This window comes from Pseudomonas sp. LB3P58 (assembly GCF_054897895.1).
The window spans coordinates 3,679,843-3,704,826 of sequence record NZ_JBUBVE010000001.1 but is presented as its reverse complement, the minus strand read 5'-3'; the positions used below and the strand labels follow the sequence as shown (position 1 = coordinate 3,704,826).

The 24,984-nt window shown below is 58.2% G+C and carries 24 protein-coding genes and 1 pseudogene; 15 read left to right on the top strand and 10 right to left on the bottom strand.

The window, feature by feature from the left end; genetic code table 11:
• Positions 1-28: 28 nt before the first annotated feature.
• From ACYZTZ_RS17220 to ACYZTZ_RS17210, 3 genes are all read right to left on the bottom strand, one after another.
• Positions 29-1,312, bottom strand: a complete 1,284-nt coding sequence (locus ACYZTZ_RS17220) for an arsenic transporter (protein WP_461999124.1) — start codon at positions 1,310-1,312, stop codon at positions 29-31.
• Between the two features lie 23 nt (positions 1,313-1,335).
• A complete protein-coding gene (locus ACYZTZ_RS17215; RefSeq protein ID WP_461999123.1) occupies positions 1,336-1,683 on the bottom strand; it encodes a metalloregulator ArsR/SmtB family transcription factor in 348 nt (115 codons plus the stop codon).
• Between the two features lie 154 nt (positions 1,684-1,837).
• Positions 1,838-2,137 carry a hypothetical protein gene (locus ACYZTZ_RS17210; RefSeq protein ID WP_461999122.1) on the bottom strand — a complete coding sequence of 100 codons (300 nt, stop codon included), beginning with the start codon at positions 2,135-2,137 and terminating at the stop codon, positions 1,838-1,840.
• Between the two features lie 191 nt (positions 2,138-2,328).
• Here ACYZTZ_RS17210 and ACYZTZ_RS17205 point away from each other — a divergent pair, with 191 nt between their 5' ends.
• The 6 genes from ACYZTZ_RS17205 to ACYZTZ_RS17180 all read left to right on the top strand — a co-directional run bounded on the left by ACYZTZ_RS17205 (position 2,329) and on the right by ACYZTZ_RS17180 (position 10,021).
• On the top strand, positions 2,329-3,351 hold the full coding sequence (locus ACYZTZ_RS17205; protein ID WP_461999121.1) for a helix-turn-helix transcriptional regulator: 1,023 nt from the start codon (positions 2,329-2,331) through the stop codon (positions 3,349-3,351).
• A 149-nt stretch (positions 3,352-3,500) separates the two neighbouring features.
• A complete protein-coding gene (locus ACYZTZ_RS17200; RefSeq protein WP_461999120.1) occupies positions 3,501-5,369 on the top strand; it encodes an amidohydrolase in 1,869 nt (622 codons plus the stop codon).
• 18 nt (positions 5,370-5,387) lie between these two features.
• On the top strand, positions 5,388-7,130 hold the full coding sequence (locus ACYZTZ_RS17195) for an amidohydrolase (protein ID WP_461999119.1): 1,743 nt from the start codon (positions 5,388-5,390) through the stop codon (positions 7,128-7,130).
• A 111-nt stretch (positions 7,131-7,241) separates the two neighbouring features.
• Positions 7,242-7,982 (top strand): TorF family putative porin, encoded by a 741-nt coding sequence (locus ACYZTZ_RS17190; protein WP_461999118.1) that lies wholly within the window; start codon positions 7,242-7,244, stop codon positions 7,980-7,982.
• Positions 7,983-8,032: 50 nt separating this feature from the next.
• The gene (locus ACYZTZ_RS17185; RefSeq protein ID WP_150656228.1) at positions 8,033-9,436 is read left to right on the top strand and encodes a purine-cytosine permease family protein; all 1,404 of its coding nucleotides are present in this window, start codon (positions 8,033-8,035) and stop codon (positions 9,434-9,436) included.
• A gap of 126 nt (positions 9,437-9,562) precedes the next feature.
• Positions 9,563-10,021 (top strand): GNAT family N-acetyltransferase, encoded by a 459-nt coding sequence (locus ACYZTZ_RS17180; protein ID WP_461999117.1) that lies wholly within the window; start codon positions 9,563-9,565, stop codon positions 10,019-10,021.
• Between the two features lie 15 nt (positions 10,022-10,036).
• Here the strand turns inward: ACYZTZ_RS17180 and ACYZTZ_RS17175 are convergent, their stop codons facing one another.
• The gene (locus ACYZTZ_RS17175) at positions 10,037-10,897 is read right to left on the bottom strand and encodes a phosphotransferase (RefSeq protein ID WP_461999116.1); all 861 of its coding nucleotides are present in this window, start codon (positions 10,895-10,897) and stop codon (positions 10,037-10,039) included.
• 560 nt (positions 10,898-11,457) lie between these two features.
• On the opposite strand from ACYZTZ_RS17175, the gene ACYZTZ_RS17170 reads away from it, so the two are divergent.
• Together ACYZTZ_RS17170 and ACYZTZ_RS17165 are read left to right on the top strand one after the other, a co-directional pair.
• A complete protein-coding gene (locus ACYZTZ_RS17170) occupies positions 11,458-11,817 on the top strand; it encodes a DUF6124 family protein (protein ID WP_461999115.1) in 360 nt (119 codons plus the stop codon).
• Positions 11,818-12,029: 212 nt separating this feature from the next.
• Positions 12,030-12,371: pseudogene (locus tag ACYZTZ_RS17165) on the top strand (cysteine hydrolase family protein); the annotation flags it as partial.
• A gap of 243 nt (positions 12,372-12,614) precedes the next feature.
• Here ACYZTZ_RS17165 and ACYZTZ_RS17160 read toward each other — a convergent pair.
• Positions 12,615-13,175 (bottom strand): lipid-binding SYLF domain-containing protein, encoded by a 561-nt coding sequence (locus tag ACYZTZ_RS17160; RefSeq protein WP_461999114.1) that lies wholly within the window; start codon positions 13,173-13,175, stop codon positions 12,615-12,617.
• Positions 13,176-13,759: 584 nt separating this feature from the next.
• Here ACYZTZ_RS17160 and yiaY point away from each other — a divergent pair.
• Entirely contained in the window at positions 13,760-14,908 is a 1,149-nt protein-coding gene (gene yiaY, locus ACYZTZ_RS17155) for an L-threonine dehydrogenase (RefSeq protein ID WP_046046748.1), read from the top strand.
• 153 nt (positions 14,909-15,061) lie between these two features.
• Here yiaY and ACYZTZ_RS17150 read toward each other — a convergent pair whose 3' ends face one another.
• Both ACYZTZ_RS17150 and ACYZTZ_RS17145 read right to left on the bottom strand, forming a co-directional pair.
• On the bottom strand, positions 15,062-15,523 hold the full coding sequence (locus ACYZTZ_RS17150) for a hypothetical protein (protein ID WP_461999113.1): 462 nt from the start codon (positions 15,521-15,523) through the stop codon (positions 15,062-15,064).
• A 189-nt stretch (positions 15,524-15,712) separates the two neighbouring features.
• Positions 15,713-16,663 (bottom strand): LysR family transcriptional regulator, encoded by a 951-nt coding sequence (locus ACYZTZ_RS17145; protein WP_461999112.1) that lies wholly within the window; start codon positions 16,661-16,663, stop codon positions 15,713-15,715.
• A gap of 238 nt (positions 16,664-16,901) precedes the next feature.
• Here ACYZTZ_RS17145 and ACYZTZ_RS17140 point away from each other — a divergent pair, with 238 nt between their 5' ends.
• Positions 16,902-17,327, top strand: a complete 426-nt coding sequence (locus tag ACYZTZ_RS17140) for an ester cyclase (RefSeq protein ID WP_448722955.1) — start codon at positions 16,902-16,904, stop codon at positions 17,325-17,327.
• Positions 17,328-17,484: 157 nt separating this feature from the next.
• Here the strand turns inward: ACYZTZ_RS17140 and ACYZTZ_RS17135 are convergent, their stop codons facing one another.
• On the bottom strand, positions 17,485-18,387 hold the full coding sequence (locus tag ACYZTZ_RS17135) for a LysR family transcriptional regulator (RefSeq protein ID WP_461999111.1): 903 nt from the start codon (positions 18,385-18,387) through the stop codon (positions 17,485-17,487).
• Between the two features lie 106 nt (positions 18,388-18,493).
• On the opposite strand from ACYZTZ_RS17135, the gene ACYZTZ_RS17130 reads away from it, so the two are divergent.
• The 3 genes from ACYZTZ_RS17130 (at position 18,494) to solA (ending at position 22,450) form a co-directional block, all read left to right on the top strand.
• A complete protein-coding gene (locus ACYZTZ_RS17130) occupies positions 18,494-19,891 on the top strand; it encodes an MFS transporter (RefSeq protein ID WP_461999110.1) in 1,398 nt (465 codons plus the stop codon).
• Positions 19,888-21,162, top strand: a complete 1,275-nt coding sequence (locus ACYZTZ_RS17125) for a glucarate dehydratase family protein (protein WP_461999109.1) — start codon at positions 19,888-19,890, stop codon at positions 21,160-21,162. Before ACYZTZ_RS17130 ends, ACYZTZ_RS17125 begins: the two co-directional genes overlap by 4 nt.
• Positions 21,163-21,271: 109 nt before the next feature.
• Positions 21,272-22,450, top strand: coding sequence for an N-methyl-L-tryptophan oxidase (gene solA, locus ACYZTZ_RS17120; protein ID WP_461999108.1), 1,179 nt, complete (start codon positions 21,272-21,274; stop codon positions 22,448-22,450).
• On the opposite strand, the gene ACYZTZ_RS17115 is transcribed toward solA, so the two are convergent.
• Together ACYZTZ_RS17115 and ACYZTZ_RS17110 are read right to left on the bottom strand one after the other, a co-directional pair.
• The gene (locus tag ACYZTZ_RS17115) at positions 22,440-22,742 is read right to left on the bottom strand and encodes a DUF7693 family protein (RefSeq protein WP_461999107.1); all 303 of its coding nucleotides are present in this window, start codon (positions 22,740-22,742) and stop codon (positions 22,440-22,442) included. The genes solA and ACYZTZ_RS17115 overlap by 11 nt on opposite strands.
• A 95-nt stretch (positions 22,743-22,837) precedes the next feature.
• The gene (locus ACYZTZ_RS17110) at positions 22,838-23,407 is read right to left on the bottom strand and encodes an acyl-CoA thioesterase (RefSeq protein WP_461999106.1); all 570 of its coding nucleotides are present in this window, start codon (positions 23,405-23,407) and stop codon (positions 22,838-22,840) included.
• A gap of 105 nt (positions 23,408-23,512) precedes the next feature.
• Here ACYZTZ_RS17110 and ACYZTZ_RS17105 point away from each other — a divergent pair, with 105 nt between their 5' ends.
• Both ACYZTZ_RS17105 and ACYZTZ_RS17100 read left to right on the top strand, forming a co-directional pair.
• Positions 23,513-24,478 (top strand): GlxA family transcriptional regulator, encoded by a 966-nt coding sequence (locus tag ACYZTZ_RS17105; RefSeq protein WP_461999105.1) that lies wholly within the window; start codon positions 23,513-23,515, stop codon positions 24,476-24,478.
• A gap of 38 nt (positions 24,479-24,516) precedes the next feature.
• Positions 24,517-24,906 (top strand): c-type cytochrome, encoded by a 390-nt coding sequence (locus ACYZTZ_RS17100; protein ID WP_056743847.1) that lies wholly within the window; start codon positions 24,517-24,519, stop codon positions 24,904-24,906.
• The last annotated feature ends 78 nt before the right edge of the window (positions 24,907-24,984 follow it).

Genomic DNA, 24,984 nt, shown 5'->3' with positions numbered 1-24,984 from the left:
GCGACTCCTCTTTCCAGACGGGCAGGTGCTAAACGCCCAGGCGCAAGGCCAGGGCAGATAAGGTGATGAACAGAATCGGCAGCGTCAGAACGACACCCACCTTGAAGTAGTAACCCCAGGTGATGCGGATGCCCTTGCGCTCCAGAACATGCAGCCAGAGCAGTGTTGCCAGGCTACCGATAGGCGTGATTTTCGGGCCCAGATCAGAGCCGATGACATTGGCGTAGATCATTGCCTCACGCACCACGCCGGTGGCGTCACTGGCCTGGATCGACAGCGCACCCACCAACACCGTAGGCATGTTGTTCATGCCGGATGACAGCAACGCGGTGAGAAAACCGGTCCCCAACGCGGCGCCCCAGATGCCGAATTCGGCAAAGTAGTTCAGGGCGACTGTCAGATAGGTTGTCAGGCCGGCGTTTTTCAGCCCATAAACCACCAGGTACATACCCAGCGAAAAGGTCACGACCTGCCATGGCGCTTCACGCAACACACGTCGGGTTGAAATCACATGCCCACGCGCCGCAACGGCGAACAGCATCGCGGCGCAGACCGCCGCAATGACACTGATCGGAATGCCCAGAGGCTCCAGCGCAAACAACCCGATCAACAACAAACCCAGGACAATCCAGCCGACGCGAAAGGTCAGTGGGTCTCGCACGGCACGTCGTGGATCTTGTAGGTCATCCAGTGAATAGCGTTCGGGTATGTCACGACGGAAAAACCAGTACAGCACCCCGAGAGTGGAGCCCACGGCAACGAAATTGACCGGGACCATGACCGACGCGTACTCGCTGAAACCCAGGCCGAAGTAGTCGGCTGAAACGATATTGACGAGATTCGACACCACCAGGGGCAGGCTGGCGGTGTCGGCAATAAAGCCCGCCGCCATGACAAACGCCAGGGTGGACGCTGAGGAAAAGCGCAGGGCGAGCAAAATCGAAATTACGATGGGGGTCAGTATCAGCGCCGCACCGTCATTGGCAAACAGGGCGGAAACGGCTGCGCCCAGTAGCACCGTGAAAGCGAACAGGCGACGACCATCGCCCTTGGCCCAGCGTGCCACATGCAGGGCGGCCCACTGAAAGAAGCCTGCCTCATCAAGCAACAAGCTAATGATGATGACCGCGATAAACGTAGCGGTGGCGTTCCAGACAATGCCCCACACCAATGGAATATCGTCCAGCGTCACGACGCCTGCAATCAGTGCCAGAACGGCCCCCAAGGAGGCGCTCCAGCCGACACCCAATCCCTTGGGCTGCCAGATGACCAACACAATGGTGACGAGAAAAATGGCGAACGCAGTAAACATGAGCAGTCTCGACGGGTGATGGGTCAGCAGCAGGCGGCAGTGTTGATAGGGCGGTCGCCCATCGCTTTGAGTCGAGTGTTGTTTTCCTCAAGCCAGCCGGCGTTGGCTTCCAGGGTTGTCTCAAGAATGGTGCGAACCCACTTTGGCAGTTCGGGGTTGAGCCGGTAATACACCCACTGACCCTGGCGGCGGTCCAGCAGCAGGCCACATGCTCGGAGCTGCGCGAGGTGACGGGAGATTTTCGGCTGACTGTCGTCCAGGGCGCAGACCAGTTCGCAGACGCATAACTCTCCCTCACGGGTGATCAGTAAGGTGGCCCGTGTGCGAGTTTCGTCGGACAGGCATTTGAATACGGCGGCAGGGTTCAGCATGGAGGCGTCTTCAATACATATGGTTATCCGAATATACGGTTATCCATATGTATCGAGCAAGCCAAAATCAGATCGACGTCGATAAGACGACCTGTCGGACGTGACTTTGCAAAGGGGCTTGTATCAGTGAATGGCTGCTTCCGGGCCTAAAGCTTCAATTTTTGCACTCCGCCAACACCACTTTGCAGGTATCCGGCGTGCCACCGGATCGGCCGGCAAAGCGTATGCAATTATCCACGGATTTTTTGCGAGCCATGTTCAAGGTGGAGCCCCAAGCCAGGCCGCCCTCGCCGGCAGTGGGCAGCGCTTTTGCATAGCAGCTGTCACCTATGTTTGAGGCCGTATAGCGAGCTGTCGCAGCTTTGCCTGCACATCCCGCTGTCAGCGCCAGGTTGATGGCGAGCAGGGAGGGCAGGATCCATGACGAGCATTGGCGCGCTGTTTTTCCGGTCATCCCGTTTCCCCTGTATCAAGAGGCTAGAGGCATGTTTGTGGTCGTACTCTCTTCAGATTAGACGGTGTTGCGCCTGCCCTTGGGTCTGTTTAAGCCAGAATTCTCCCGCAACAACACCGCTCGCTGGACGCCATAACCGCGCCTATGGCATCGTCGAAAAAATACGCCATGTAGTAAACAGGATAAAAACAATGGAGGAGGGTGATGAGATCGGCGCCAAGGCGTCGATGGCCACGCTGACCGCGTTCAATCGTTGCGTGTTGCACCTGGGTCGGCTTGCTCGAGATCGCGGCGCATCCCAATTCATCGCAGACGGCTTGCAGGCCTTCCGCCAACTGGTGCCCTTCGCTTCGGCATGGTGGGGCGAGATGTCGACGTCAGACGCCAGTACTCCCCCTCAAAGCTGGATGCACGGGCGGATCAATCTGCCCGAGTCGTTTGCCGTCGAATGGCACAAAGTGGCGGTCAGCGACCGATTTTCCCAGGAGACCTTAAGTCAACCCGGGGAAGTTGTGCGCGACAGTGGGTTCACCGATCCCTGCGAAGAGGTGAACGATTTCGCACGGCGGCACGACCTCTACCACCTGATGTGCATCACGTTCGAGCTCCCTGAAAGCGGCTTGATGTTCTTCGTCTGTCTCTACCGTGGCCTTCATGCACCGGCTTTCAACGACAGTGAGGACGGGTTGTTTTCGGCGTTCTGCGACCATCTGTTGCAGTTGTGGCGCTTTCAGGTGCAGGACATGATTCGCTGCGACACGGGCAACGGGGCGAGTGACTTCGGGGTCGCCCGGATGGACGGCAGTCTGCTGTACGTCGGCGCAAGTCTGTGCGCCGCCATTCAACGCGAGTTGCCCGGCTGGAGTGGTTCAATGCTTCCCGTTGATGTGATCGCGCAACTGCAAAAGGCGCCCTGCGTGATTCGCCTGGGTCGCACTGCAATGACACTTAGCCCCAACGCCGAGCACGTCATCCTGTCACTCGAAACACAGTCGCGCGGGGCGGTGCTGGCACCACGCGAGCGCACGGCGGCGATGCTGTTCGCCGCCGGCCATTCCTATAAGGAAATTGCCAAAATCCTTGCACTGAGTCCGGCCACAGTGCGCACCTATCTGCGCAACTGCTACTTGCAGCTCGGCGTGAAGAGCAAAGTGGAGCTGGGTGCTGTCCTGCGGTCATCGACCTCGCTTACGGAGGCAACGCGCCGCGATTAACCCCCTGTATTTCAACTAATTGCCTTACCCCTCCTCATTTGTGGAGGTCCATCCGACCGCCGCGCTCTATAGGGTATGCCCTGCATATCAGGGGCTTGCGACCGTCCGTTCGGGCCACTTCCAAAACTATAAAAATAGGGGTGAGGCAGTTGAAATTCTCCAGGCTATTTATCGCCGTTGCCGCGACAACAGCATTTTCCTGTGTGGCGCTGGTGGGGTGTCAGACACACGCTTCGACAGGCGCCGACATGGTCATGCGCAACGGCTATGTCTACACCGTCGACGGCAAGAACTCCGTGCAGCAGGCAATCGCCGTCACGGGCGGGAAGATCGTTTATGTCGGCAGCGATGCAGGGGTTGCCTCGTACATCGGCACGCAGACACAGCTGATCGATCTGGCCGGCCGCATGCTGATGCCGGGCTTCATTGATGCGCACATGCATCCGGGGGATGGCGGCCGCGCCATGACCTTGTGCGACCTGAAATACCAGACGATGACCCGCAAGGCTTTCCAGGAAACCATTCAGGCGTGCCTGGATGCTGACAAGGACAAAGGCCCCGACGTCTGGCTCGAAGTGGGCAGCTGGGACCGCATTGGCATGACCGGGCTCGACGGCGACCCCGACAAATCGACGCTGGACTCGCTCAAGACCAACCGTCCGATTCAAGTCCGTTCCACCGACTTCCATACGGTGCTGACCAACTCGCGCGGCCTGGCGGTTGCCGGCATCAACAAGCACACGGCCAATCCCGGTGATGGCAAGTACATGCGCGACAGCGCCGGCAACCCGAACGGCATCTGCGAAGACGGAGCCGCCGAAGCCATGGCCGCCGTGGTGCCGCCCGCCACCGACGCCGAGAAACTCAATCAGACCCGCGCGGCGCTCGACGCCATGCGCCAGCAAGGCATCACCAGTTTCTTCGATGCCTTGTCGGGGCCGGAAAACGGCAAAGCGTTTACTACCCTGCAACAGTCGGGTGAGCTGACGGCCCGGGCCTTGCTGGCGATCAAACTTGACCCTGCCGCCGCGGCTGCCGACCCGGACAAAACCATCGCCGAGGCCAAGGCAATGGCCACCACCTACGATCAGGGCGAAGCGAAACCGGCGCCGGGCGTGAGCATGCGTCACGTCAAACTGTTCATGGACGGCATCATCAACGCGCCGGCGGACACGGGTGCCATGTTGACGCCGTACCTGCGCAACGCCGGCACCGATACAGCGCCGAAGTGGACACCCGGCAAGAACACCGGTGAGCTGTACTTCCCGCCGCAAGTACTCAACCCGCTGCTGCTGAAGGCCGTTCAGGCCGGCCTCGATCCGCACCTTCACGCCACCGGAGACCGCGCGGTGCGCGACTCACTGAACGCCATCGAATACGTGCGCCAGCAACTGCCCGGCAATGGCTTCCGCCCGGCCATTACTCACAACGAGTCGGTGGACCCTGCCGACTATGCGCGCTTCAAGGCGCTCGACGTGACCGCCAACATGTCCTTCCAGTGGGCCCAGCAGGCACCCTCTACGGTTGACGGCACCAACGAGCATCTGGGGGCGGCGCGATTTGCCCGCATGGAACCCTCCGGCAGCATCGCTCGTGCCGGCGGCCGTGTGGCGTATGGCAGCGACTGGCCGGTCGACCCGCTCGACGAGTTCCTGGCGCTGAAGATCGGTGTCACCCGCTCAGGTGATCCGCTGAACCCGCACAGCTATGGCCCCAAATATGCGGGCAGGCTGAATGCCGACCCGGCGCTGTCGCGCAGTGAAGTGTTGCGCACCATCACCATCAACGCCGCCGAGCAGCTGAAACTGGACGCTGTCGCCGGTTCGGTCGAGGTCGGCAAGTTTGCGGACCTGATCGTTCTGGACAAGAACTTTATGCAGGTTCCCGAGGAAGAGTTGGCTCGAAACAACGTGCTGCTGACGGTCGTGGGTGGCCAGATCGTGTGGGCCAAGGCGCCGTTCGTTGGCCTTGATCCGAAGGCATTGTCCCAGGCATCAGCCGCCCGCCCAGCCCAATAAAAACAAGAGAGTGTTCCGATGCAGCGATTTATTCCAAACCTGTTGGCCGCAGCCCTGGCCTTTTCTTCGGTGCAAGCCATGGCCGCCGCTGACCTGGTGTTGTTCAACGGCAAGGTCTTCACCGCCGAACCCGGTCAGGGACTGGTCCAGGCAGTGGCCGTGCAAGATGGCAAGATTCTCAAGGTGGGCAGCAATGCCGAGATCAACGCCCTGGCCGACACCCGCACGCAACGGATCGATCTGGCGGGCAAGGTGCTGATGCCGGGAATGATTGATACCCACAGCCACCCGGTGGTTGCGGCCTTCGACAGCATGGGGGCCAACCTGCTGGATGAAGTCAAACCGTTGCCGGAGCTTGAACAGTGGATTATCGAACAGGATCAGGCGGGTATTGCGCGGGCCGGTGACGTGATCAGCATCGCCGGGATCAGTTCGGCCTATTGGGACAAGAGCCGTGAGCTGGGCCAGCGCTTCAATCAGGGACGCTGGGCGGACCAACCGGTGGTCCTCAGCGGGATCGACGGGCACACCGGCTGGGCCAACAACGCCATGCTCAAGCGCCTGAAGATCGACGCGACACTGGTAAAAGGACTCTCGGAACAGGATCGCAGCTATGTGGGGCACGACGGGGATTTCACCCCCAATGGTTATTTTGCCGAGTCTCGCTGGGACCTGGTACGCAGCCAGATCCCCGCGCCCAGCGACGAGACCATGTTGAAAGCCGCCCGCGAGGCCGTGAAGGTCAATAATCAATACGGCGTCACTGCCTGGATGGACGCGGCGGCGAATGCCGGCAGCGGCGATTCGTTGTTCGATTTCAAAGCAACCGAGCAGAGTTACGGCGTGCTGCCGCTTTACCGCGAATTGGCAGAGAAGGGCGAGCTCAGTGCCCACGTCGCCGCGCTGCTGTTGACCAACCCGAAAAGTCGGCCGGCCGACCTGGAAGTGCTGGCCAAGGTCATGAAGAAATTCGAGGGCGTACCCAACCTGAGTTTTCCTGGCATCAAGGTATTCGCCGATGGCGTTCTGGAGTTTCCGGGGCAGACCGCCGCGGTCATCGTTCCCTTCAAGAACAGCCACAAAAACGGTCAACTGCTGATCGACCCCGCGCACTTCGGTGAGTTGGTCGTGGCAGCGGAGAAGCGCGACTGGATTGTGCACATGCATGCGGTCGGGGACCGTGCGGTGCGTGAGTCACTCAATGGTTTTGCCTACGCGCGCAAACTCAACCCGACACCGGTGGCTCATAGCATCAGCCACCTGCAACTGGTCAACCCCAAAGAGTTTCCGCGCTTCAAGCAACTTGGCGTGATCGCTTCCATGCAATTGCTGTGGGCCACCGGCGAGAGTTACACCGTCGAGCTCGTCAAACCCTATATCAGCGCGTTTGCTTACGGTTATCAGTATCCCGCCAAGTCCCTGCATAACGCCGGTGCGGTCATCGCCGGTGGCAGTGACTGGCCGGTGTCCAGCCCCAATCCATGGAACGCCATCGCTCAGGCCAGCACGCGCAAAGGGCCACTGGGCGTGTTGAATGCCAAGGAAAGCATCGATCGCCAGACCATGTTCTACGCCTACACGCTCAATGCCGCCAAGGCCCTGCGCCTGGAGCAGCAGATTGGTTCGCTGACACCCGGCAAACAGGCCGATCTGATCATCCTCGACCGCGATGTCTTCAAGGTCAGCGATGACGAACTGTTCGACACCAAGGTCCTGAAGACCTTCTTCGCTGGCAAAGAGGTGTACGCGCCCGCGTCCTGACCCTCCGTTCACCCGCACCACGCAAAAGACTGCCTGGCTCCTCGTATGACGAGGGGCTCGGCATCGTCATGCCCGAAATAACCCGCACCTCCATAACAATAAGAGACTTGTATGAACGCACGCTCAGTATTGACCCTTGCCACGCTTGTATTGGCACCCCTGACCACCCAGGCACTGCCACTCAACGATGACTTCAGCCTGGACATGACCCTGGGAGTCTTCAGCGACTACCGCACCCGTGGCATTTCGCAAACCCTGGGTGATCCGGCGGCTCAGGCCGGCGCCACGCTGATGCACAGCAGCGGCTTGTACATCGGCGCCTGGACCTCGAACGTCGATTTCGGCGGCGAGTTCAAGACGCGGCAGGAACTCGAGTATTACGCGGGCTACTACTGGCAGGCGACCGAGGCCATCAGCCTCGATCTGGGGTACATCAAGTACGACTATCCAAAAGAGGGCCAATTCAACCTGAGTGAGGTCTACGCGGTCCTTGACGTTTATGGCGTGAAGCTCGGCGCCAACTACTCAAACGATACGCCGAACTTCTTTGGCGAGGACCAGGACACCCTTTACACCTACCTCAGCTACAAAATCGAATTGCCGGCCGAGATCGGTCTGGACCTGCGCGTGGGTCGCAACGATGTCAAAGACCCGGCTTTCTGGTCCGCCAACGGTGAAAGCCGCGATGCCTACACCGAGTGGGAAGCCAAGTTGACCCGTGACTTCGTGGGTGTGACCTGGGGCCTTAGCTACATTGATACCGACCTGTCGAAAAGCGAGTGCACGAGCTGGTACGGCTATGGTGATTTGTGCTCCGCCACGGTGGTTGCCAGTGCCAGTAAGGCGTTCTAAGCGTTCGAGCCCACACAATAAAAACAAGCGCCTCAAAGGAAAACAACGTAATGACCAAGGTCAGCGATAGTCAGCAGCGAAGTCCCCTGATCGAGACACGTTCGATCGATTACATCCCCGAGGCCGAGCGTCATGGCAGCCTCTACAGCCAGTTCACCCTGTGGCTTGGCGCCAACCTGCAGATCACGGCGATCGTCACCGGCGCCCTGGCCGTGGTGCTGGGCGGCGATGTGTTCTGGTCGCTCATCGGCTTGTTGATCGGCCAAGTGCTGGGCGGGGCAGTGGTTGCCCTGCACGCGGCGCAAGGACCGAAGCTTGGGCTGCCGCAGATGATCTCCAGTCGTGTGCAGTTCGGGGTCTATGGGGCGGCTATCCCGATTGTCCTGGTGTGCCTGATGTACCTCGGTTTCAGCGCCACCGGTGCGGTGTTGTCGGGGCAGGCGATTGCCCAGTTGATCCATGTCAGCGACAGCGCGGGCATCCTGATTTTCGCCTCGTGCATCGCGTTTCTGACGATCTTCGGTTACCGGGTCATCCACTTGGTCGGCCGGGTGGCCAGCGTGCTGGGCATCATCGCCTTCGTCTATCTGTTTACCCGGTTGATGACCCTCAACGATATCGGTCTGTTGCTGGAAAACCGTCACTTCGGCTGGAGTACTTTCCTGCTGGCGGTGTCGTTGTCCGCGTCCTGGCAGATCGCCTTTGGCCCTTATGTGGCGGACTACTCACGCTACCTGCCGAGCAAGACCTCGTCGTGGAAGACGTTCGCTGCCGTCGGCCTTGGAACGGTGCTGGGCGCTCAGGCGTCCATGGTCCTGGGGGTGTTCGCCGCGGCGTTGGCCGGTGCGAACTTCCGCGGTCACGAGGTGGCGACGATCGTCGGGTTGGGCAGCACCGGTGTGATGGCGTCCCTGCTGTACTTGAGCGTGGTGTTCGGCAAGGTCACGGTGTCCACGCTCAACGCTTATGGCAGCTTCATGTGCGTGGCCACCATCATCAGTGGTTTCCGCAGTCGTCTGGAGATTTCCGCCCGCCAGCGCATGGTGTTTGTGTTGTTGATTGTCGCGGCGTCCACCACGCTCGCGCTGCTGGGCCAGTACTCGTTTCTCAACACCTTCAAGTACTTCATCCTGTTTTTGCTGACCTTCTTCACACCGTGGAGCGCGATCAATCTGGTGGATTACTACTTCATCAACAAAGAGCGCTATGACATCCCGGCATTGTCCGACCCGGCGGGCCGTTATGGCCGCTGGAACATGCGCGGGATCAGCGTGTATGTCGTGGGTGTATTGATCCAGCTGCCCTTCGTCGATACTCACTTCTATTCCGGGCCGATGGTCGCGCAACTCGGCGGTGTCGATATTTCCTGGATCGTTGGTCTGGTGGTGCCGGGGATTTTGTATTACGGGCTGGCCAGGACATCAATGCCGGCGGTGGCCCCTGCGCGGAACTGATTGGGTGAACCCCAAAAGATCGCAGCCTGCGGCAGCTCCTACAGGTATACGCCGTCCGGCTGCGATCTTTTGATCTACATTTCCCTTTTCCCGCTCATCACATCAATCCGCAAGGAGACGATCAACATGGACATCCAGGCCCAGCGCGCCGACGCATCCCACCTCGATAAAATCGCCGGCCTGTTCGACGCCTATCGAGGCTTCTACGGTCAGCCATCGAACCTGTCGCAGTCTCGCGACTTCATCGCCGAGCGCATTGCCCGGGACGAATCCGCGATCTTCTTCGCCCAGGCCCCCAGCGGCGAGGCGCTGGGTTTCGTGCAGTTGTTCCCGACGTTTTCTTCCATCGACGCGCACCGCACCTGGCTGCTGGGCGACCTCTTCACAACACCCGCCGCCCGTGGGCAAGGGGTCGGCACGTTGCTGATGAACACCGCGCGAGCCTTTGCGTTGTTGACCGGTGCCAAAGGCATGCTGCTGGAAACGGCCACGGACAATGTCGGCGCGCAACGGTTGTATGAATCCTTGGGTTATGTGCGCGATACGGGTTACTACACCTACTGCCTCGATTTGAAACAAGGCTGAGCCAACCGCTGCCAGTTACCTCAACTCGTGCAGGAATGCAGCTTGGGCCTTGGGGCACGTGAGGATGCGGTAACGGGTGCTACGGGAAACACCACGGTCTCGAAAGCGTTCATACACCGCCTGGAAAACTTCACGGTTCAATGCTGGGTGCTGATGCTTCAGGTAGCGCTCACAGCACGCGTTGTAGAGTTCAACCGATATGAACCTGTTGAACCAGTAGCGATAGAAGTAACCCAGCAGAAAACCCAGGCTGAAGTCGTGATCCAGCACCGAATGCGCGCAGCATTCGAAATCGATCAGGCGCAGCCTGCCATCGGGGCCGATCAGGATGTTCTTGGGGTGCGGGTCCATGTGCACAAACCCCTCGACCAGCGTCTGCCCAAACAGTTGGAAAATGTCCAACAGCAGCGTTTGCGCCTGCTCGGGTTGGACGATCAGTCGATCATCGACACTGCAGTGATTGTCGAAAAAACTGACCAGCAAATACTCTTCCTTGAGGAAAGGAAAACGTCCGACGTGGCCGAATGCAGCCACTCTGGGCGATGACTCCGACTTGGCGGACACAACGGACAGGTTGATGAATTCGTTGGTCAGGTCATGCAGCCCGAACACACGCTTGAGGCCCAGGAAATTCTGCAGCTGCTTTTTCCAGTGGGTCAGGCGGTTGTGTTTCAACACCCATTTGCGCTCACCTTCGAGCAGGAACACGCGGCGGGTTTCCTCGGGAATATCCAGCAACGCATGTTGATCCGGCTCGGCAAAAAAACGCTGAAGCACCGTCACCAGTTCGTTCTGATCAGACGGATCGAAATGGAAGGTGACGCCAGCAATCTTTTGCTGATTCAGAGGGGAAGTAAGGTGTCTGAGGTGACGCATGTAAAGTCCCTGCTAATGCTTTGCGGTCCATAAAACGCCGGCAATCGAGCGCGACGCCTTGTCGTTATCGGCAGGACGCTGCAGACCCTTACTCACAGAGTTGATTTTTTATCGTTGGGTTGGCTATCCGTCGTCGAGACATGGAACAAGGTTTCACCTCGTGTAAGAAGCGTGTGTCAGATTTCTAAACATCTCCACAGGGTGCTTGTTTAAGATCTATCAAGGTTACTTCCTGAAAGCCACAAGACCTTGCGCCGTTGCCTACGGCTGCGCCAGAATCCGCCGGCTTGTGCGCCTTGGGGTCACTCGGTAACTTGATTCGTGTCACTGCCCATCAGTGATCGGGTTTCGCAGCCTGGGTAAACTCTAGACGCACAACGTCTACCGTCCGTGAGCAGACGCTTCATTAGGTCTGTCATTCATGTCATGGCGGCTGTGCGTGGGAGGCCTTAGGGTCTGCCGGGTTCCTAGAGTCCTGGTCTGCGAACCCGCGTACAGTTGCCACCTTTTTTTCGTTTCGCAGCGAATGGTGGCAGCTCCATTTCTCTAGGAGTTTCACTATGTTCAAGGTCACCCCCAATCCGCCGGACACCGATCCGGTCTCCCCGTACGAACCCGATTCAAAGAAGCTCAACGAGGCCGCCGAGCGGGCTCTGAACTTCCACTTCCCGTCGATTGCCGACATCAAAGCCACCCCGCGCACTATCAGCACCCTGTTTTCCGTGAACGCAGAGGCCACGACCGAGACCCTAGCGGTGCATCTGGTCGAAACCCTGGCCTCGGTTGATGTGATGGTCCACGAGTTGGTGGACCGCCTGGATGGTGGCTCGCGCTATTCCCTGTTGGGCATTGCCAATAACGTCATGCTGGCTGAAATCACGGCAAACCGATTGCTGGATAAAATTGATCCACCTGCGTAAGTGCGGTCTGCTGTGGTGAGTGGGTAACTGACGTTGGGTTGGGCAGTTGTCCCCTTTTGGGGGCCGCTGCGCGGCCCAGCGGAAGTACGGTCCTTCGCCACAGGTTCCCGGTGTTTGTTGCCGCTGCTGGCCGGTGGTTGGTTTTTGTGTCAGGTCCGGGATTCCGCGTCATCGTTCATCGCGAGCAAGCTCGCTCCCACAGGTATTGCGGCGACTACATGCCCGAATACAAGCCCTACATCCTCGACGGCAAAACCATCATTGCTTCACCGCATAAGGTTTACGGCCCGGAAACCAATGACCTGGCGCTGCAGCTGCGCAAGCACGGTGTGTCGCAAATCATACTGGCGGGCATGGCGGCGAACCTGTGCGTCGAGTCGCATCTGCGCGAACTGCTGGAGCTTGGCTTTGAAGTGGCGGTGGTTCGGGGCGCGACCGCCGGCCCGACGACCCCCGAAGGTGATGGCTACCTGGCCGCACTGATCAACTATCGCTACATCGCCAATGCCCTGTGGAGCACGGCGCAAACGGTTGAGTTGCTAAAGGCCAAATAGGTCAAGCAAGAGCAGGCTGTACCTCGCGATACGGGGTACAGCCTTGCCAACACGAGACGCTCTTCGACTCTATGCAAGCCCGAGAAACGACAGGATAACCACGACAATCACAACTAACCCGACGATATAGATGATGTTGTTCATGAATTTCACCTCTCAATTTGAATCCCACGCGTTGGAGCGTTTTTAAACGGCGCAGACACGCCACGCTTCAAAAGATCAAAGCCCTTGAAGGGCAGGTTTTCAGCGCTTGATCAGGGAAATCTTGGTTCCCTCGATGCTGACCCCGGCCATTAACCCTTGCTGGTCGAAGATGAACGCGTAGGCATCGTCCTTCACTGTCGTGCTGGACAGATTCTTCGCGACCCCTTCATCAACCAATACAACGGTGGGCCCTACGCCGACTTCCCAGCCCTTGGTCTCACGGACATAGTTCACGGCTTTGTCAGTCATCAGGAAAACCGCATAGCCATACGACTGGGCGCCTGCTTGTAGTCCCCAGGACCCGGTTACGGAGTTGTAATAATTCTCCACTTTCGAGCCTTTCATCAGCACGCCTTCGCCATAGCTGCCACCAAACACAAGGCCGGCCTTGATGATTTTCGGGAAGACCAGCACCGCTTTGGCAGTCTGCGAAATGGTTTTGGCAGATGGCGTGGTCTTGTAAAGCGTTTGCAACGCTTGCCGGGAGTCGGCATTCAGGTCCTCGGCGGTTGCCGCACCTGCATTGTTCAGGAGGCTCGCTGATGCCAATGAGGCTGTCGCGAGGAAGAACGATAGGAGGAAGCGCATTGACTGAGTCATTTTCGTACTCCGGTAAGGGAGCAGGGGATGGGAGCAGTAGTCAGCGCCTGCACCAGACAGGATCCGAACCTACTGAACGTTATCCGGCGCACCCTGATGTGTGTGAATTGCAAAGCGTCGCTTTTGAATGAACCAGGCCCAAGGCCTTTGAACAGTCGCGATGCCATCAGAAGTTTGGACCGCTGTGCAACGGCCGGGTTCGTCGTCAGAAGCTGCTTTTGGCTGTGGATTCAATCGGTCGATTGATCCGTATGCGTTCGGCCAGTTCTGCCCGGCTCCCACAGGTCTCGCGCCGGCCTTGTCGCGGCGCATTACCTCCCAGTACTAAAGGAGGTGCCAATGAAAGCTAAAGGACCATTCCAGTCTGGCGTCATAGGTTTAGGCTCAATCCCATGATCAATAGATACCGGCTGCGATGGCCCATCCACCTCTGCATCTTAAAACACTGTTCGCCTGAACACTTGATGCAGCACGTCTCCCGCTGAACTTCGTCAATGATGACAATCAGACCCGCCTCACAGCCTGCGATATGAGTAGAAGACCTCACCTGATTTCCGGGTTTCCAGAATAAAAGAGGATTTATCATGAGCAGCACCTTCTTCATTCCATCCGTGAACATGATGGGCATTGGCAGTCTCGACGAAGCGATGCTCGCCATCCGCAAATATGGTTTCCGTAAAGCCTTGATCGTCACTGATGCAGGCCTGGCCAAAGCCGGCGTGGCTGCCAAGGTAGCCAGCCTTCTGGCCCAGCAGGACATCAACTCCACCCTGTTTGATGGTGCCAAACCGAATCCGACGGTCAGCAATGTCGAGAAAGGCCTCGAGCTGCTTGGCCGTAGCGACTGTGATTTCATTATTTCCCTGGGCGGCGGTTCACCCCATGACTGCGCCAAGGGCATTGCCCTGTGCGCCACCAACGGCGGGCACATCAGTGATTACGAAGGCGTGGATCAATCCGCCAAACCACAGATGCCGTTGATCGCGATCAATACCACCGCCGGCACGGCGAGTGAAATGACCCGTTTCTGCATCATTACCGACGAAGTCCGGCACGTGAAAATGGCCATCGTCGACCGTAACGTCACCCCACTGTTGTCGGTCAACGATCCTTCGCTGATGGCAGGCATGCCCAAAGGCCTGACCGCCGCCACCGGTATGGACGCGCTGACCCACGCTATCGAAGCCTACGTGTCGACTGCGGCAACGCCGATCACCGACGCCTGTGCACTCAAGGCCGTGGAATTGATCTCGGCCAACCTGCGCACTGCCGTTGCCCAGGGTGACGACATGACCGCCCGGGAAAATATGGCCTACGCGCAATTTCTTGCCGGCATGGCCTTCAACAATGCGTCTCTGGGCTATGTCCACGCCATGGCGCACCAACTGGGTGGGTTCTACGACCTGCCACACGGCGTCTGTAATGCGATCCTGCTGCCCCATGTCGCCAGCTTCAACGCCAGCGTATGCCCGGCCCGGTTTAAAGACATCGCCAACGCAATGGGGGTCGACACCCAGCATCTGGATGCGGAAAAAGGCGCCGCCGCGGCCATCACCGCCATCCGTAAACTGTCTTCGGATGTCGGTATTCCGAGCGGCCTCGCCGAACTGGGCGCCAAGGCCGACGACATCCCGATCCTGGCAACCAATGCCATGAAGGATGCTTGCGGCTTCACCAATCCGCGTCCTGCCAATCAGGACGAGATCGAGCAGATTTTCCATACCGCGATGTAACCGATGTGAAGTGACGCCAGCCAGATCAAAAGCCCCGTCTTCGGCTGAAGTGCGGGGCTTTTTTGGTTCGTCACGGGTTACTCGACTTTGAACCCCGGCAAGCCCTGGTAGCTCGCCATTCCTTGGAGCTAATGTCGACCGTCCACTCTTGGGTCACGCACTACCCATTTCCTCGTACGAAGCATCGACGACCGTGATGCGCTCATCCCAAGCAGTTTCAGCGACATCGCGGATAATTTCCGCTAGCGTCTCAACATCCACACCCTCAGCCCTGATGCAGGCCAAGCGTCCGGGCGACCAATCGATAACGGTGCACTGTGGGTACTTCCCTAGCAGTGCGGACAGGGCTTCCTGAGGTGGCTCTTTGCGGGTGTACATGAAGTCAAAGTACGGGGCACTGGCATCCTGAAGCGAGTACACCAGAGCCCAAGCATTTGATGGTCCGGGAAACCAAATGGTGACGTTACGATGCACCCATTCCGGCCCACCGTTTTTGATGCGGCGAAGTACTTCGATGATCGAATTACAACCGAGTATTCGGATCATGCGATCAGAATCAAACGTCCAGTCAGGCACAGGCTGGGAGGCTGCTTTACTGGCCAGAAGTGCAGTCATGCTTGCTTTTCTCTTCATCGCATTACCTTGGGTTTGAACGTCCGCTTCAGGCTGATTGCCGTCTGTGGCGAAGGGCAGCGATCGACCCCAAGCAGACCTTCAGTGCTCCCAACTATTGGCCGATTGCTTCCTGTTCTCAAGGCTATCCATTCATACGATGGGCTATTGCAAAGATTAGAACTCCTTCTCTTACACAAGGTGCTCCCCCGTTTTTGGGGGGCTGTGCATAACCTCTCTTAGTGCGTCCAATAAAGCGGAAGCGGCAGGCGACAATGTAGCGTCTCCTAGTCGGGAAACACCGATTTGCTCCAGAATTAGAGGTTCGAAAGCCGGGAGGCGAACTAGCTCATCACTATGTGCTGGGTCAGAAATAACTGATTGAGGTAATATTCCAAGAAGATCGGTCTGTTTTAATAACCAAAGTATATTAAAGAATGATGCTGTTTCTATAGTTGCATGTGGTGGGTCAATGTCCTTTCGATGAAAGATGTTATCGAACTGCTTCCGTAAAGTAGTTTCTATTGGCGGCAGAATCCATGCTTCGCGCGCGAGCTCTTCCAGTTTAACCCCAGGTTGCTGAGCAAGAGGGTGGTCACGGCGAGCAACGATGATGGCGTTTTCGCTAAAGAGCGCCTCCTGAGCGACAACGACGCTTGAGCTGACATCGGAAAGTCTCCCAATCAAGAAGTCCAATTCGCCTGAGATAAGCCGAGGTATCAGTTCTCCGCTCACACCATCGACGATTTTGATGCGGATGCTTGGTCGGCTTGCCCAGAGTCGCGCGATGGCTGCGGGCACAAGATAACTTGACCCTGTTAACACGCTTCCTATGGCAACACGCCCGGCATGCCCTTTTCCAAGAGCGTCGATTGCTTGGGATACATGATCCAGCTGGGCAAGGATCATCCGGCTGCGCTGCACAAAGTCCCGACCAAGCTCTGTAGGCGTAACCCCCCTGCGATTCCGAGTGTAGAGCTGAGCCTCTACAGCCTCTTCCAGATCTTGTAGCAGCTTGCTCGCTGTAGGCTGTGAGAGGTTCAGCGAGCGTGCAGCGTGCAAAACACTGCCATATTCGAACAATGCAATCGCCAAGCGGAAATGCCTGACTGTCGCCCATTTTTCCAACCGTTCCAGACTCATGTGGTATTCCTATAATCGATATCACACCTACTATATTATAGATTTACGAATACCATAAGCCCACCTAGAATGTGCCTGACGCGCTGGGTCGTTCCAATTAAACACTTGCGAAGTGTACAAAAGGTCTTGTCCGTATTGATTTAACAACTCTGGGATACGACTCCTTTTAAGCGGGGCGGCCTGTTATAAAATCTTTGAATTTATTGCCTGTTATCAATGTGAGAGGAGTAAGGTTTATATGAACGTCAAAAATCTAGAAGCGGTGAAGAGCTACTTTAAATACTGTGTGGATGGTAAGGATGTTGAGCGAGTTTCCGAGTATTTCGATGTCGACGTGGTCGTGCATCGGCCGGACTGCGATGCTCCGATAGGTGGTTTGGAAAATTTTAAGCGAGCCTTGAGCGCAAATGTTCTTGAACGATATAAGACAATTAAAACTACGTTCAGCAAGGAAGTTGTCACAGATGACGTTGTTGTAGTCGCGTTGACACACTGTGCAACTGGCTCCAATACATGGCACGGCTTTAACGTAGAAGGCAAGAGCTTGACGTGGACGGCCCTGACGTATTTCCGTTTCAACAAAGAGGGTAAAGTGATCGAGGAGATCGTTGAACGGAACGAACTGTTCATGGCAAAGCAACTCGGAATCATCAGTTACGAGTAACACTTAGTTAATTCTCAAAAGAGCTAAATCCACCGTGGTGAAATTATTTTCTCTACGGTGGTCAGAGGCCGCTATTGGCCGATAGTTGTAGGTCACGAAGGGCCGCTACTGACCAACGTGGTCGATGCCCCCAAAGAAACGCCAGGCAACGTAAAACTCAAACGCCCCATCCCTCCCGCACAGCCCCCCGAATCCCCTCCAGCAACATCGCAAATGCCGGGTTGTCATTGTTCTCGCGCCAGATCAGATGCAGCTCGCTCTGCACACCTTCGCCCAAATCGATATCGCGAAACACCACGTTCTTGAACACCACGCTGGTGGCGCAGCGAGGCACCAGGGCCAGGCCCATTCCGGCGTTGACCAGCGCCAGGATGGTCAACGATGAGCCCAGCCATTGCACGTATTCCGGGGCGACGCGGGCAGAGCGGAGCATGCCGGTCAGCAGTTCGTTGAACGGCGGGTAGGCGGCGTGGGAGTACATCAGGAACGGTTGCGCATCGAGGTCTTTGACCGACACGGTTTCTGCGCTCGCTAGCCGATGACGGCTCGGCACCGCCAATACAAACGGTTCACGCACCAGGCATTCGGTGGCGTATCCCGGTTCCAGCAACGGTGCTCGAACGATGCCCAGATCGATACGCCGCGCGCACAGGGCTTCATGCTGCTGGTAGGTGTTCATCTCCGTCAGGTCGATTTTCACATGCGGCTGTTTGAGCCGTGCTTCAGCGATGACCTTGGGCAGAAACTCGTACACCGCGCTGCCGACGAAACTGATGTTGACCGAGCCGATGTCGCCCTCGGCAAAACGGCGGGCGGTGACGGCGGCTTGTTGGGCGCGCTCCAGCAGGTTCTGCGCTTCGATGAAGAAGGCGCGGCCGGCGGCGGTCAGGGCGACACTGCGGGTGGTGCGGGTGAACAGCTCGACACCCAGGTGATGTTCCAGCAGTTGAATCTGTCGACTGAGGGGCGGTTGAGTCATGTTCAACCGTTCGGCGGCCCGGCGGAAATTCAGTTCGGTCGCCACGGTGGTGAAACAGCGCAGTTGAGTCAGTTCGAACATTGATCTAATTCCGGTATCAATCGAATGCCAAGTTAGATTAGACGGTATCAATACCGGCGTCCATCATCGGCCTGTCCCTAAAAAAACAATGATTGGGAGTTGCCCCTTGAATACCGTCCAGAGTCCGCCGGACCCGAATGTACTCGCCCGCGCCGCGGCCAAGGTGAAACGCCATGTGCTGCCGCTGTTTGTGGTGATGTTCATCGTCAACTACATCGACCGCGTCAATATCGGCTTCGTGCGCAGCCACATGGAAACCGACCTTGGCATCGGCGCCGCAGCCTACGGCTTGGGCGCCGGGTTGTTCTTTATCGGCTACGCAATCTTCGAAGTCCCCTCCAACATGCTGCTGCAACGCTACGGTGCTCGCGCCTGGCTGACGCGCATCATGTTCACCTGGGGCGCGGCGGCGATGGCCATGGCGTTTGTGCGCGGCGAAACCAGCTTCTATGTGCTGCGTTTTGTCCTCGGTGCCGCCGAAGCAGGCTTCTTTCCCGGCATCATTTACTACTTCACCCAATGGCTGCCGTCGACCGAGCGCGGCAAGGCCATGGCGATTTTCCTCAGCGGTTCGGCCATTGCCTCGGTGATCTCCGGTCCTGTCTCCGGCGCGTTGCTGAACGTCAGTGGTTTCAGCCTGCATGGCTGGCAGTGGATGTTCTTGATCGAAGGCTTTGCCTCGATCGTGCTCTGTGGATTTGTCTGGTTCTGGCTGCAATCCCATCCGCGCGAGGCGAAATGGCTGAGCGCCGAAGAAAAGGACGCACTGGTTGACGCCATCGCGCTGGAACAACAGGCCCGCGAAGCCACGCAGACAGTCAAGCCGTCGATGTTCAAGCTGCTGGCCGACAAGCAAATCGCGCTATTCTGCTTCATCTACTTTTCCATCGCCCTGACCATCTACGGCGCCACGTTCTGGCTGCCGAGCATGATCAAGAAAATGGGCAACCTCGGCGACTTCCAGGTGGGCCTGTTCAACTCGATTCCGTGGATCATTTCGATCATCGCGATGTATGGCTTCGCCGCCATGGCCAGCAAATGGAAACACCAGCAAGCCTGGGTGGCCTTGACCCTGGTGATCGCCGCGTTCGGCATGTTCATGTCCACCATCGGTGGGCCGATCTTTGCCTTCGTCGCCATCTGTTTTGCCGCCATTGGTTTCAAGGCTGCCTCGGCATTGTTCTGGCCGATTCCGCAAGGCTATCTGGATGCTCGCATCGCCGCCGCGGTGATCGCCTTGATCAACTCCATCGGCAACCTCGGCGGTTTCGTTGCCCCGACAGCGTTCGGTTTCCTGGAGCAAAAAACCGGCTCCATCGAAGGCGGCCTCTACGGTTTGGCGGCCACGTCACTGGTCGCGGCCGTGGTGATCTTTTTCGCCCGCACCGCACCGCGTGGCGATGCGCTCCGCGCGCTGGCCGACAAACCTGCCGCCGACGCGGCAGCCAAAAAATCCATCAGTCATCAAGCCTTGAGTTCAGGTTCAAAGGGAGCAGCTTCTTGAAAATCAAACGAGTCACCGTCACCCCAATCGCTTTCCGTGATCCGCCGCTGCTCAACGCCAGTGGTATCCACGAACCTTTTGCGCTGCGCTCGATCATCGAGATTGAAAGCGACAACGGCTACATTGGCCTGGGTGAAAGCTACGGCGATGCCCCGGCGCTGCTGATCCAGCAGCAACTGCAAGACCAGTTGATCGGCCTCGACCCGTTCAATCTCAATCAGCTGCGCCGCATCGTGCAGACCACGGTGGCGGCGAACAAACCCGCGAGCATTGCCGGTGCGGAACTGGCGCCGGGCTCCCATGCCAGCAAAGCGGTGAGCAATGCGTATTCGGCGTTCGAAGTGGCGTTCCTGGATTTGCAGGCGCACTCGTTGAACGTGCCATTGGTGGACTTGCTGGGCGGGGCGATTCGCGACGAGATTCCGTTCAGCGCCTACCTGTTCTTCAAGTACGCGCAGCATGTCGATTCACCCTACAAACCCGACAGTTGGGGCGAAGCGCTGAACGAGGAACAGATCGTCGCCCAGGCGCGGCGCATGATCGTGGCCAACGGTTTCAAGAGCATCAAGCTCAAGGCCGGCACGCTGCCACCGGAGCATGAAGTGTCGTGCATCAAGGCGCTGAAAAAGGCTTTCCCCGGTTACCCGTTGCGCATCGACCCGAACGGCAACTGGTCGCTGGAAACCTCGATTCGCATGGCCGAACTGCTGGGCGATGACCTGCAATATTACGAAGACCCGACGCCGGGCCTCGACGGCATGTCCGAGCTGCACAAGCGCACCGGCCTGCCGCTGGCGACCAACATGGTGGTCACCGATTTCGATGAGTTCCGCCGCAGCGTGGCGTTGAACAGCGTGCAGATCGTCCTCGCCGATCACCATTACTGGGGCGGCCTGCGCGACACCCAGGCGCTGGCGAAAATGTGTGACACCTTTGGCCTTGGCGTGTCGATGCACTCCAACTCGCACTTGGGCATCAGCCTGATGGCGATGGCGCATGTCGCCGCCGCGGTGCCCAATCTGGATTACGCCTGCGACACGCATTACCCGTGGCAGGAACCGGATGAAGAGGTGATCAAGGGCGGCAAAATACCCATCGTCGATGGCTGCGTGAAAATCACCCGTGCGCCCGGATTGGGTCTGGAGCTGGATCACGATCAACTGGGCAAGCTGCATGACCAGTACCTGACTTGCGGCATTCGTCAGCGCGATGACGTGAAACAGATGCAGCGTTACAAACCGGAGTGGAAGGCGGTCAAACCGCGTTTTTGATCACCTGAGCTGTGTCCCCGAGAATACTGAAAAGCCCTGGCAACCCAAAGGAGCGATCCTTGGCCTATGCTGATGGCTTTTCAACGAGTCGGTTTCGGCGGGGGCATAGATGGATCTTCGGTGTGAAGTAGCGGTTCTCGGCATGGGCGCAATGGGCGCCGCCACTCTTTATCAACTGGCGAAATCCGGCGTCAAGGTGATTGGCGTCGACCGCCATCATCCTCCCCACGATCAAGGATCAAGCCATGGCGATACGCGCATCACCCGGCTCTCGGTCGGGGAAGGCGCCGAGTATCTGCCCATCGTCCGCAATTCCCACAAAATCTGGCGCGAGCTCGAAGCGCTGTCTGGTGAGTCGCTGTTCGAGCAGTGTGGCGTGCTGGTCATGACCACCAGTCCCACGTATGACGCTGACGATGAACGTGACTTCACTCACAGCACCCTTCATCTCGCGAACACCTATGACATCGAGCATGAGGTGTTGTCGGCGGGACAGATTCGTCAGCGATTTCCGCAGTTTTCACCGGTGCTGGACACGGCAGTCGGCTATTTCGAACCGGGCGGCGGTTATCTCCGGCCCGAACGCTGCATCGCGGTACAACTCAGGCTCGCCGAGGAACTGGGCGCGACGCTGCTGAAGGGCGAAACCGTCATGCAAATCACCTCGGACGAGCAGGGCGTCACCGTCATTACCGATCAGCGAACCCTCCTCGCCGACAAGGTCGTGATCAGCGCCGGCATGTGGTCCAAGGGCTTGCTCGGCGAGCCTTTCGACCGGTTGTTGAGGGTGTGTCGTCAGAAACTGTTCTGGTTCGAACTGGAGGAGAACGCCCGATTCGCACCGCTGTCACCGACCTTTATTTGTACTCACGGGCCAGGCGATGAAGACTCTGTCTATGGTTTCCCACCGTTGCCCGGCGAGGGCAGCCTGAAGGTCGGCACCGAGCAATACAGCGAAGAGACTTCACCCGACACGCTGGACAGAACCGTCAGCGACGCCGAAGCACGCGAGATGTTCGACACCCATGTGCGCGGCAAGATTGCGGGCGTCAGCTCGCGGGTCGTCAAATCGGCGGTGTGTGCTTACACCGTCACACCGGACAATCACTTCATCATCGACGCGCATCCGTCACTGAAAAACACCTTGGTGGTGTCCGCCTGTTCGGGGCATGGCTTCAAGCATTCCGCTGCGCTGGGGGAAGCGCTGGCACAGTGGTGCGCGCGGGGCAGCAGTGACCTGGACTTGTCGGCGTTTTCGTTGAAGCGGTTTGAGGGCGTTATTGAGTGAGTGCAGTGCACAGGCGCTGGATCTGCGCCAGCTCCCAGGTGCTGAGCAAACTGACCGGGTCGGTGCCGTAACGTTGCCAACTGTCGAGCACGCCCTCGCGACCGTCCGGGCTTTGGCAACGCTGGCAGTGGCGCAGGCGAGTGCCGTCGAAGTCGAGGGTCAGACGCCAGCCCTCGATATCGACTTGTACCTGGCCCGGCTCGGGTTGTTCGTCGAGGCGCTTCAGAAGCCGAACTTCCAGCGCGGCGTCGCGCAATTGCTGGTAAACCTCGCGGGCGGTCAGGGGCAGCACGGGTGTCTCCGGTGAAATCGTGGCAAGCGTAGATTCGGGGGGCACAGAATAGAGTGTGCGCTTGAGCCTGTCAGCGGATAGCGGGCGCGCCGAATTTATTCGACGGTCTGCGGGCGCCGTGCAGGCTGTCCTTCTTCCTCTCGAAGCTCACGGCTCATGTCGTTGCAGCTTTGCGACCAGTCGGTCAGCCACGTCGGCATCGGCGGCGACTGTTCAGCCAAGCCCAGTTCCCGGGCGTACTCGCCAGGTGGAACGGTGCCTTTGGCAGAGCGGAACAGACCCCGCATCACCACCACACCGACCACGCGTCCCTTGCTCACGAAGCGGTGCTCCATAAAGCTCCACTTATCGTCCCAGCCAAGCATCCTGGTGTGAATCTCGAACGCTTCGAACAATTTCAGCTCACGCCGGAACTTGCCCCAGGTGTCGCCAACGATAGGCACGGCCTTATTGCGCAGCGCCACCCGGAATGCACCGCAACGCAGCACGTAGTCCATGCGTCCGATATCGGCCAGGGTGAAATACCGGCCGTTGGTAACGTGTCGGTTGAGGTCGAGATCAAGCGGCCAGACGCGCATGTGGACGATGGTGGTGGCCAAGGCGTCAACGGGCTTGCGCCATGGACGACGAAACAGCATGAGGAAAAGTCGGAACCAGAGATTCATAAGTACGCCGATGATTGAATGACCGGTGCACTTTAGGGCGGAAGGATCGGGTAAGGTAGGTGCGCAAATGACTTTTTTCATGCGAAAAGCGCAATAGGATCATATATGCACGTCACGCTTTTACTGGCGGATCAATGTTCCGCCGCCAGCGCCACGATGGCCGTGGAAGTGCTCAGCGCCGCCAACCTGTTTGCAGACACTGCCGGCGCGCCTTTTGAAGTGGTCATCGCCTCGCTTGAGGGTGGTGATGTCGCCGCGTGGGGAGGGCAGATGTTGCGCGTGGACCTGTCCACCGCCGAGATCCCGCGAACCGACCTGGTGCTGATCCCCGGATTCCTCTTCACCTTGAAGGATGCCTTGCCGGCCTTTTCAGCTTATGGGCCGTGGCTGCGTCAACAGCATGCGCAGGGTGCCGTGGTGGCGTCGATGTGCACGGCGGCGTTCATGCTGGCCGAAACGGGCCTGCTGGATGGCGTTCGTGCTACCACGCACTGGGCCTTTGCAGACCTGTTTCGTCGTCGGTATGCCGAGGTCCGTCTGGAGGAGACGCAGATCCTCTGCGAGGACAATCGCGTGATCACGTGCGGGGGCGCGAGTGCCGCCATGGATCTTTTGCTGCACCTCGTGCGCCGGTTCGCTTCACTGGAACTGGCGCAAAAGTGCAGCAAGTACTTGCTGGTCGACGCTGTGCGCAGCGAGCAATCGGTGTATGTCATGTGGTCATTGCCGAAGAACCATGGGGATGGCGACATCCTGCGGGTTCAACACTGGCTGGAGGAACACTTCGAACAGCCGCTGTTGATTGATGACGTCGCCCAGCAATTCGGGTTTGGCGTCAGGAACTTCAAACGGCGTTTCAAGGAGGCCACCGGTTACACGCCTATTACCTACCTGCAAACCTTGCGTCTGGAGAAGGCAAAGCAGCTTCTTGAGTCCACCCGCATGACACTCGACAGCATCACTTACGCCGTGGGCTACGAAGACGGTAATTCGTTCCGTAGACTGTTCCGCCAGCGAGTGGGTTTGCTGCCAGCGGCGTACAGGAAGAAGTTTCAACCGGGTGCGAGTTGATTCACTTGCGCCAAGCCACAGATGATTGGGAGCAGAACATGCAGAAAACCGCCGTACTCACCTTGGCCCTGGTGCTCAATGCTGGATTATTCGGCGCGCAAGCACACGCGGCCGGCGATGCTGAAGCGGGTGCGACACTGTTCAAGCGGATATGCGGTGGCTGCCATCAGGTCGGGGAGTCCGCGCGCGGTTCATTCGGGCCGCAGCTCAATGGCATTTTTGGACGCCCTTCGGGCAGCACCACGGATTACCAGTATTCCGATGCGATGAAATCCGCCGGTATCGTCTGGACCCGCGAAACACTGACCGCGTACCTGGAAGCTCCAAAAGAAGTGGTGCCCGGCACCCGCATGATTTTCTGGGGGCTCAGTGACCCGGAAAAGATCGACAACCTGTTGGCGTACCTTCAGACGTTTCAGCCGCAGTAGGACTTCGCGACTTTCGAGGGCATTCGCCAGGCGCGGAGCACCCGGTGGTTCTGATCTGATTTACAATCCCCCCCTTTT

Bases quoted from the DNA above. Each gene is read 5' to 3' on its own strand.
- ACYZTZ_RS17180 (WP_461999117.1), top strand. From the start codon at position 9,563: ATGGACATCCAGGCCCAGCGCGCCGACGCATCCCACCTCGATAAAATC.
- ACYZTZ_RS17110 (WP_461999106.1), bottom strand. From the start codon at position 23,407: ATGAATCTCTGGTTCCGACTTTTCCTCATGCTGTTTCGTCGTCCATGG.
- ACYZTZ_RS17100 (WP_056743847.1), top strand. From the start codon at position 24,517: ATGCAGAAAACCGCCGTACTCACCTTGGCCCTGGTGCTCAATGCTGGA.
- ACYZTZ_RS17160 (WP_461999114.1), bottom strand. From the start codon at position 13,175: ATGACTCAGTCAATGCGCTTCCTCCTATCGTTCTTCCTCGCGACAGCC.
- ACYZTZ_RS17105 (WP_461999105.1), top strand. From the start codon at position 23,513: ATGCACGTCACGCTTTTACTGGCGGATCAATGTTCCGCCGCCAGCGCC.
- solA (WP_461999108.1), top strand. From the start codon at position 21,272: ATGGATCTTCGGTGTGAAGTAGCGGTTCTCGGCATGGGCGCAATGGGC.
- ACYZTZ_RS17170 (WP_461999115.1), top strand. From the start codon at position 11,458: ATGTTCAAGGTCACCCCCAATCCGCCGGACACCGATCCGGTCTCCCCG.
- ACYZTZ_RS17135 (WP_461999111.1), bottom strand. From the start codon at position 18,387: ATGTTCGAACTGACTCAACTGCGCTGTTTCACCACCGTGGCGACCGAA.
- ACYZTZ_RS17220 (WP_461999124.1), bottom strand. From the start codon at position 1,312: ATGTTTACTGCGTTCGCCATTTTTCTCGTCACCATTGTGTTGGTCATC.
- ACYZTZ_RS17185 (WP_150656228.1), top strand. From the start codon at position 8,033: ATGACCAAGGTCAGCGATAGTCAGCAGCGAAGTCCCCTGATCGAGACA.
- ACYZTZ_RS17215 (WP_461999123.1), bottom strand. From the start codon at position 1,683: ATGCTGAACCCTGCCGCCGTATTCAAATGCCTGTCCGACGAAACTCGC.
- ACYZTZ_RS17145 (WP_461999112.1), bottom strand. From the start codon at position 16,663: ATGAGTCTGGAACGGTTGGAAAAATGGGCGACAGTCAGGCATTTCCGC.
- ACYZTZ_RS17195 (WP_461999119.1), top strand. From the start codon at position 5,388: ATGCAGCGATTTATTCCAAACCTGTTGGCCGCAGCCCTGGCCTTTTCT.
- ACYZTZ_RS17190 (WP_461999118.1), top strand. From the start codon at position 7,242: ATGAACGCACGCTCAGTATTGACCCTTGCCACGCTTGTATTGGCACCC.
- ACYZTZ_RS17175 (WP_461999116.1), bottom strand. From the start codon at position 10,897: ATGCGTCACCTCAGACACCTTACTTCCCCTCTGAATCAGCAAAAGATT.
- ACYZTZ_RS17210 (WP_461999122.1), bottom strand. From the start codon at position 2,137: ATGACCGGAAAAACAGCGCGCCAATGCTCGTCATGGATCCTGCCCTCC.
- ACYZTZ_RS17150 (WP_461999113.1), bottom strand. From the start codon at position 15,523: ATGACTGCACTTCTGGCCAGTAAAGCAGCCTCCCAGCCTGTGCCTGAC.
- ACYZTZ_RS17140 (WP_448722955.1), top strand. From the start codon at position 16,902: ATGAACGTCAAAAATCTAGAAGCGGTGAAGAGCTACTTTAAATACTGT.
- ACYZTZ_RS17205 (WP_461999121.1), top strand. From the start codon at position 2,329: ATGGAGGAGGGTGATGAGATCGGCGCCAAGGCGTCGATGGCCACGCTG.
- yiaY (WP_046046748.1), top strand. From the start codon at position 13,760: ATGAGCAGCACCTTCTTCATTCCATCCGTGAACATGATGGGCATTGGC.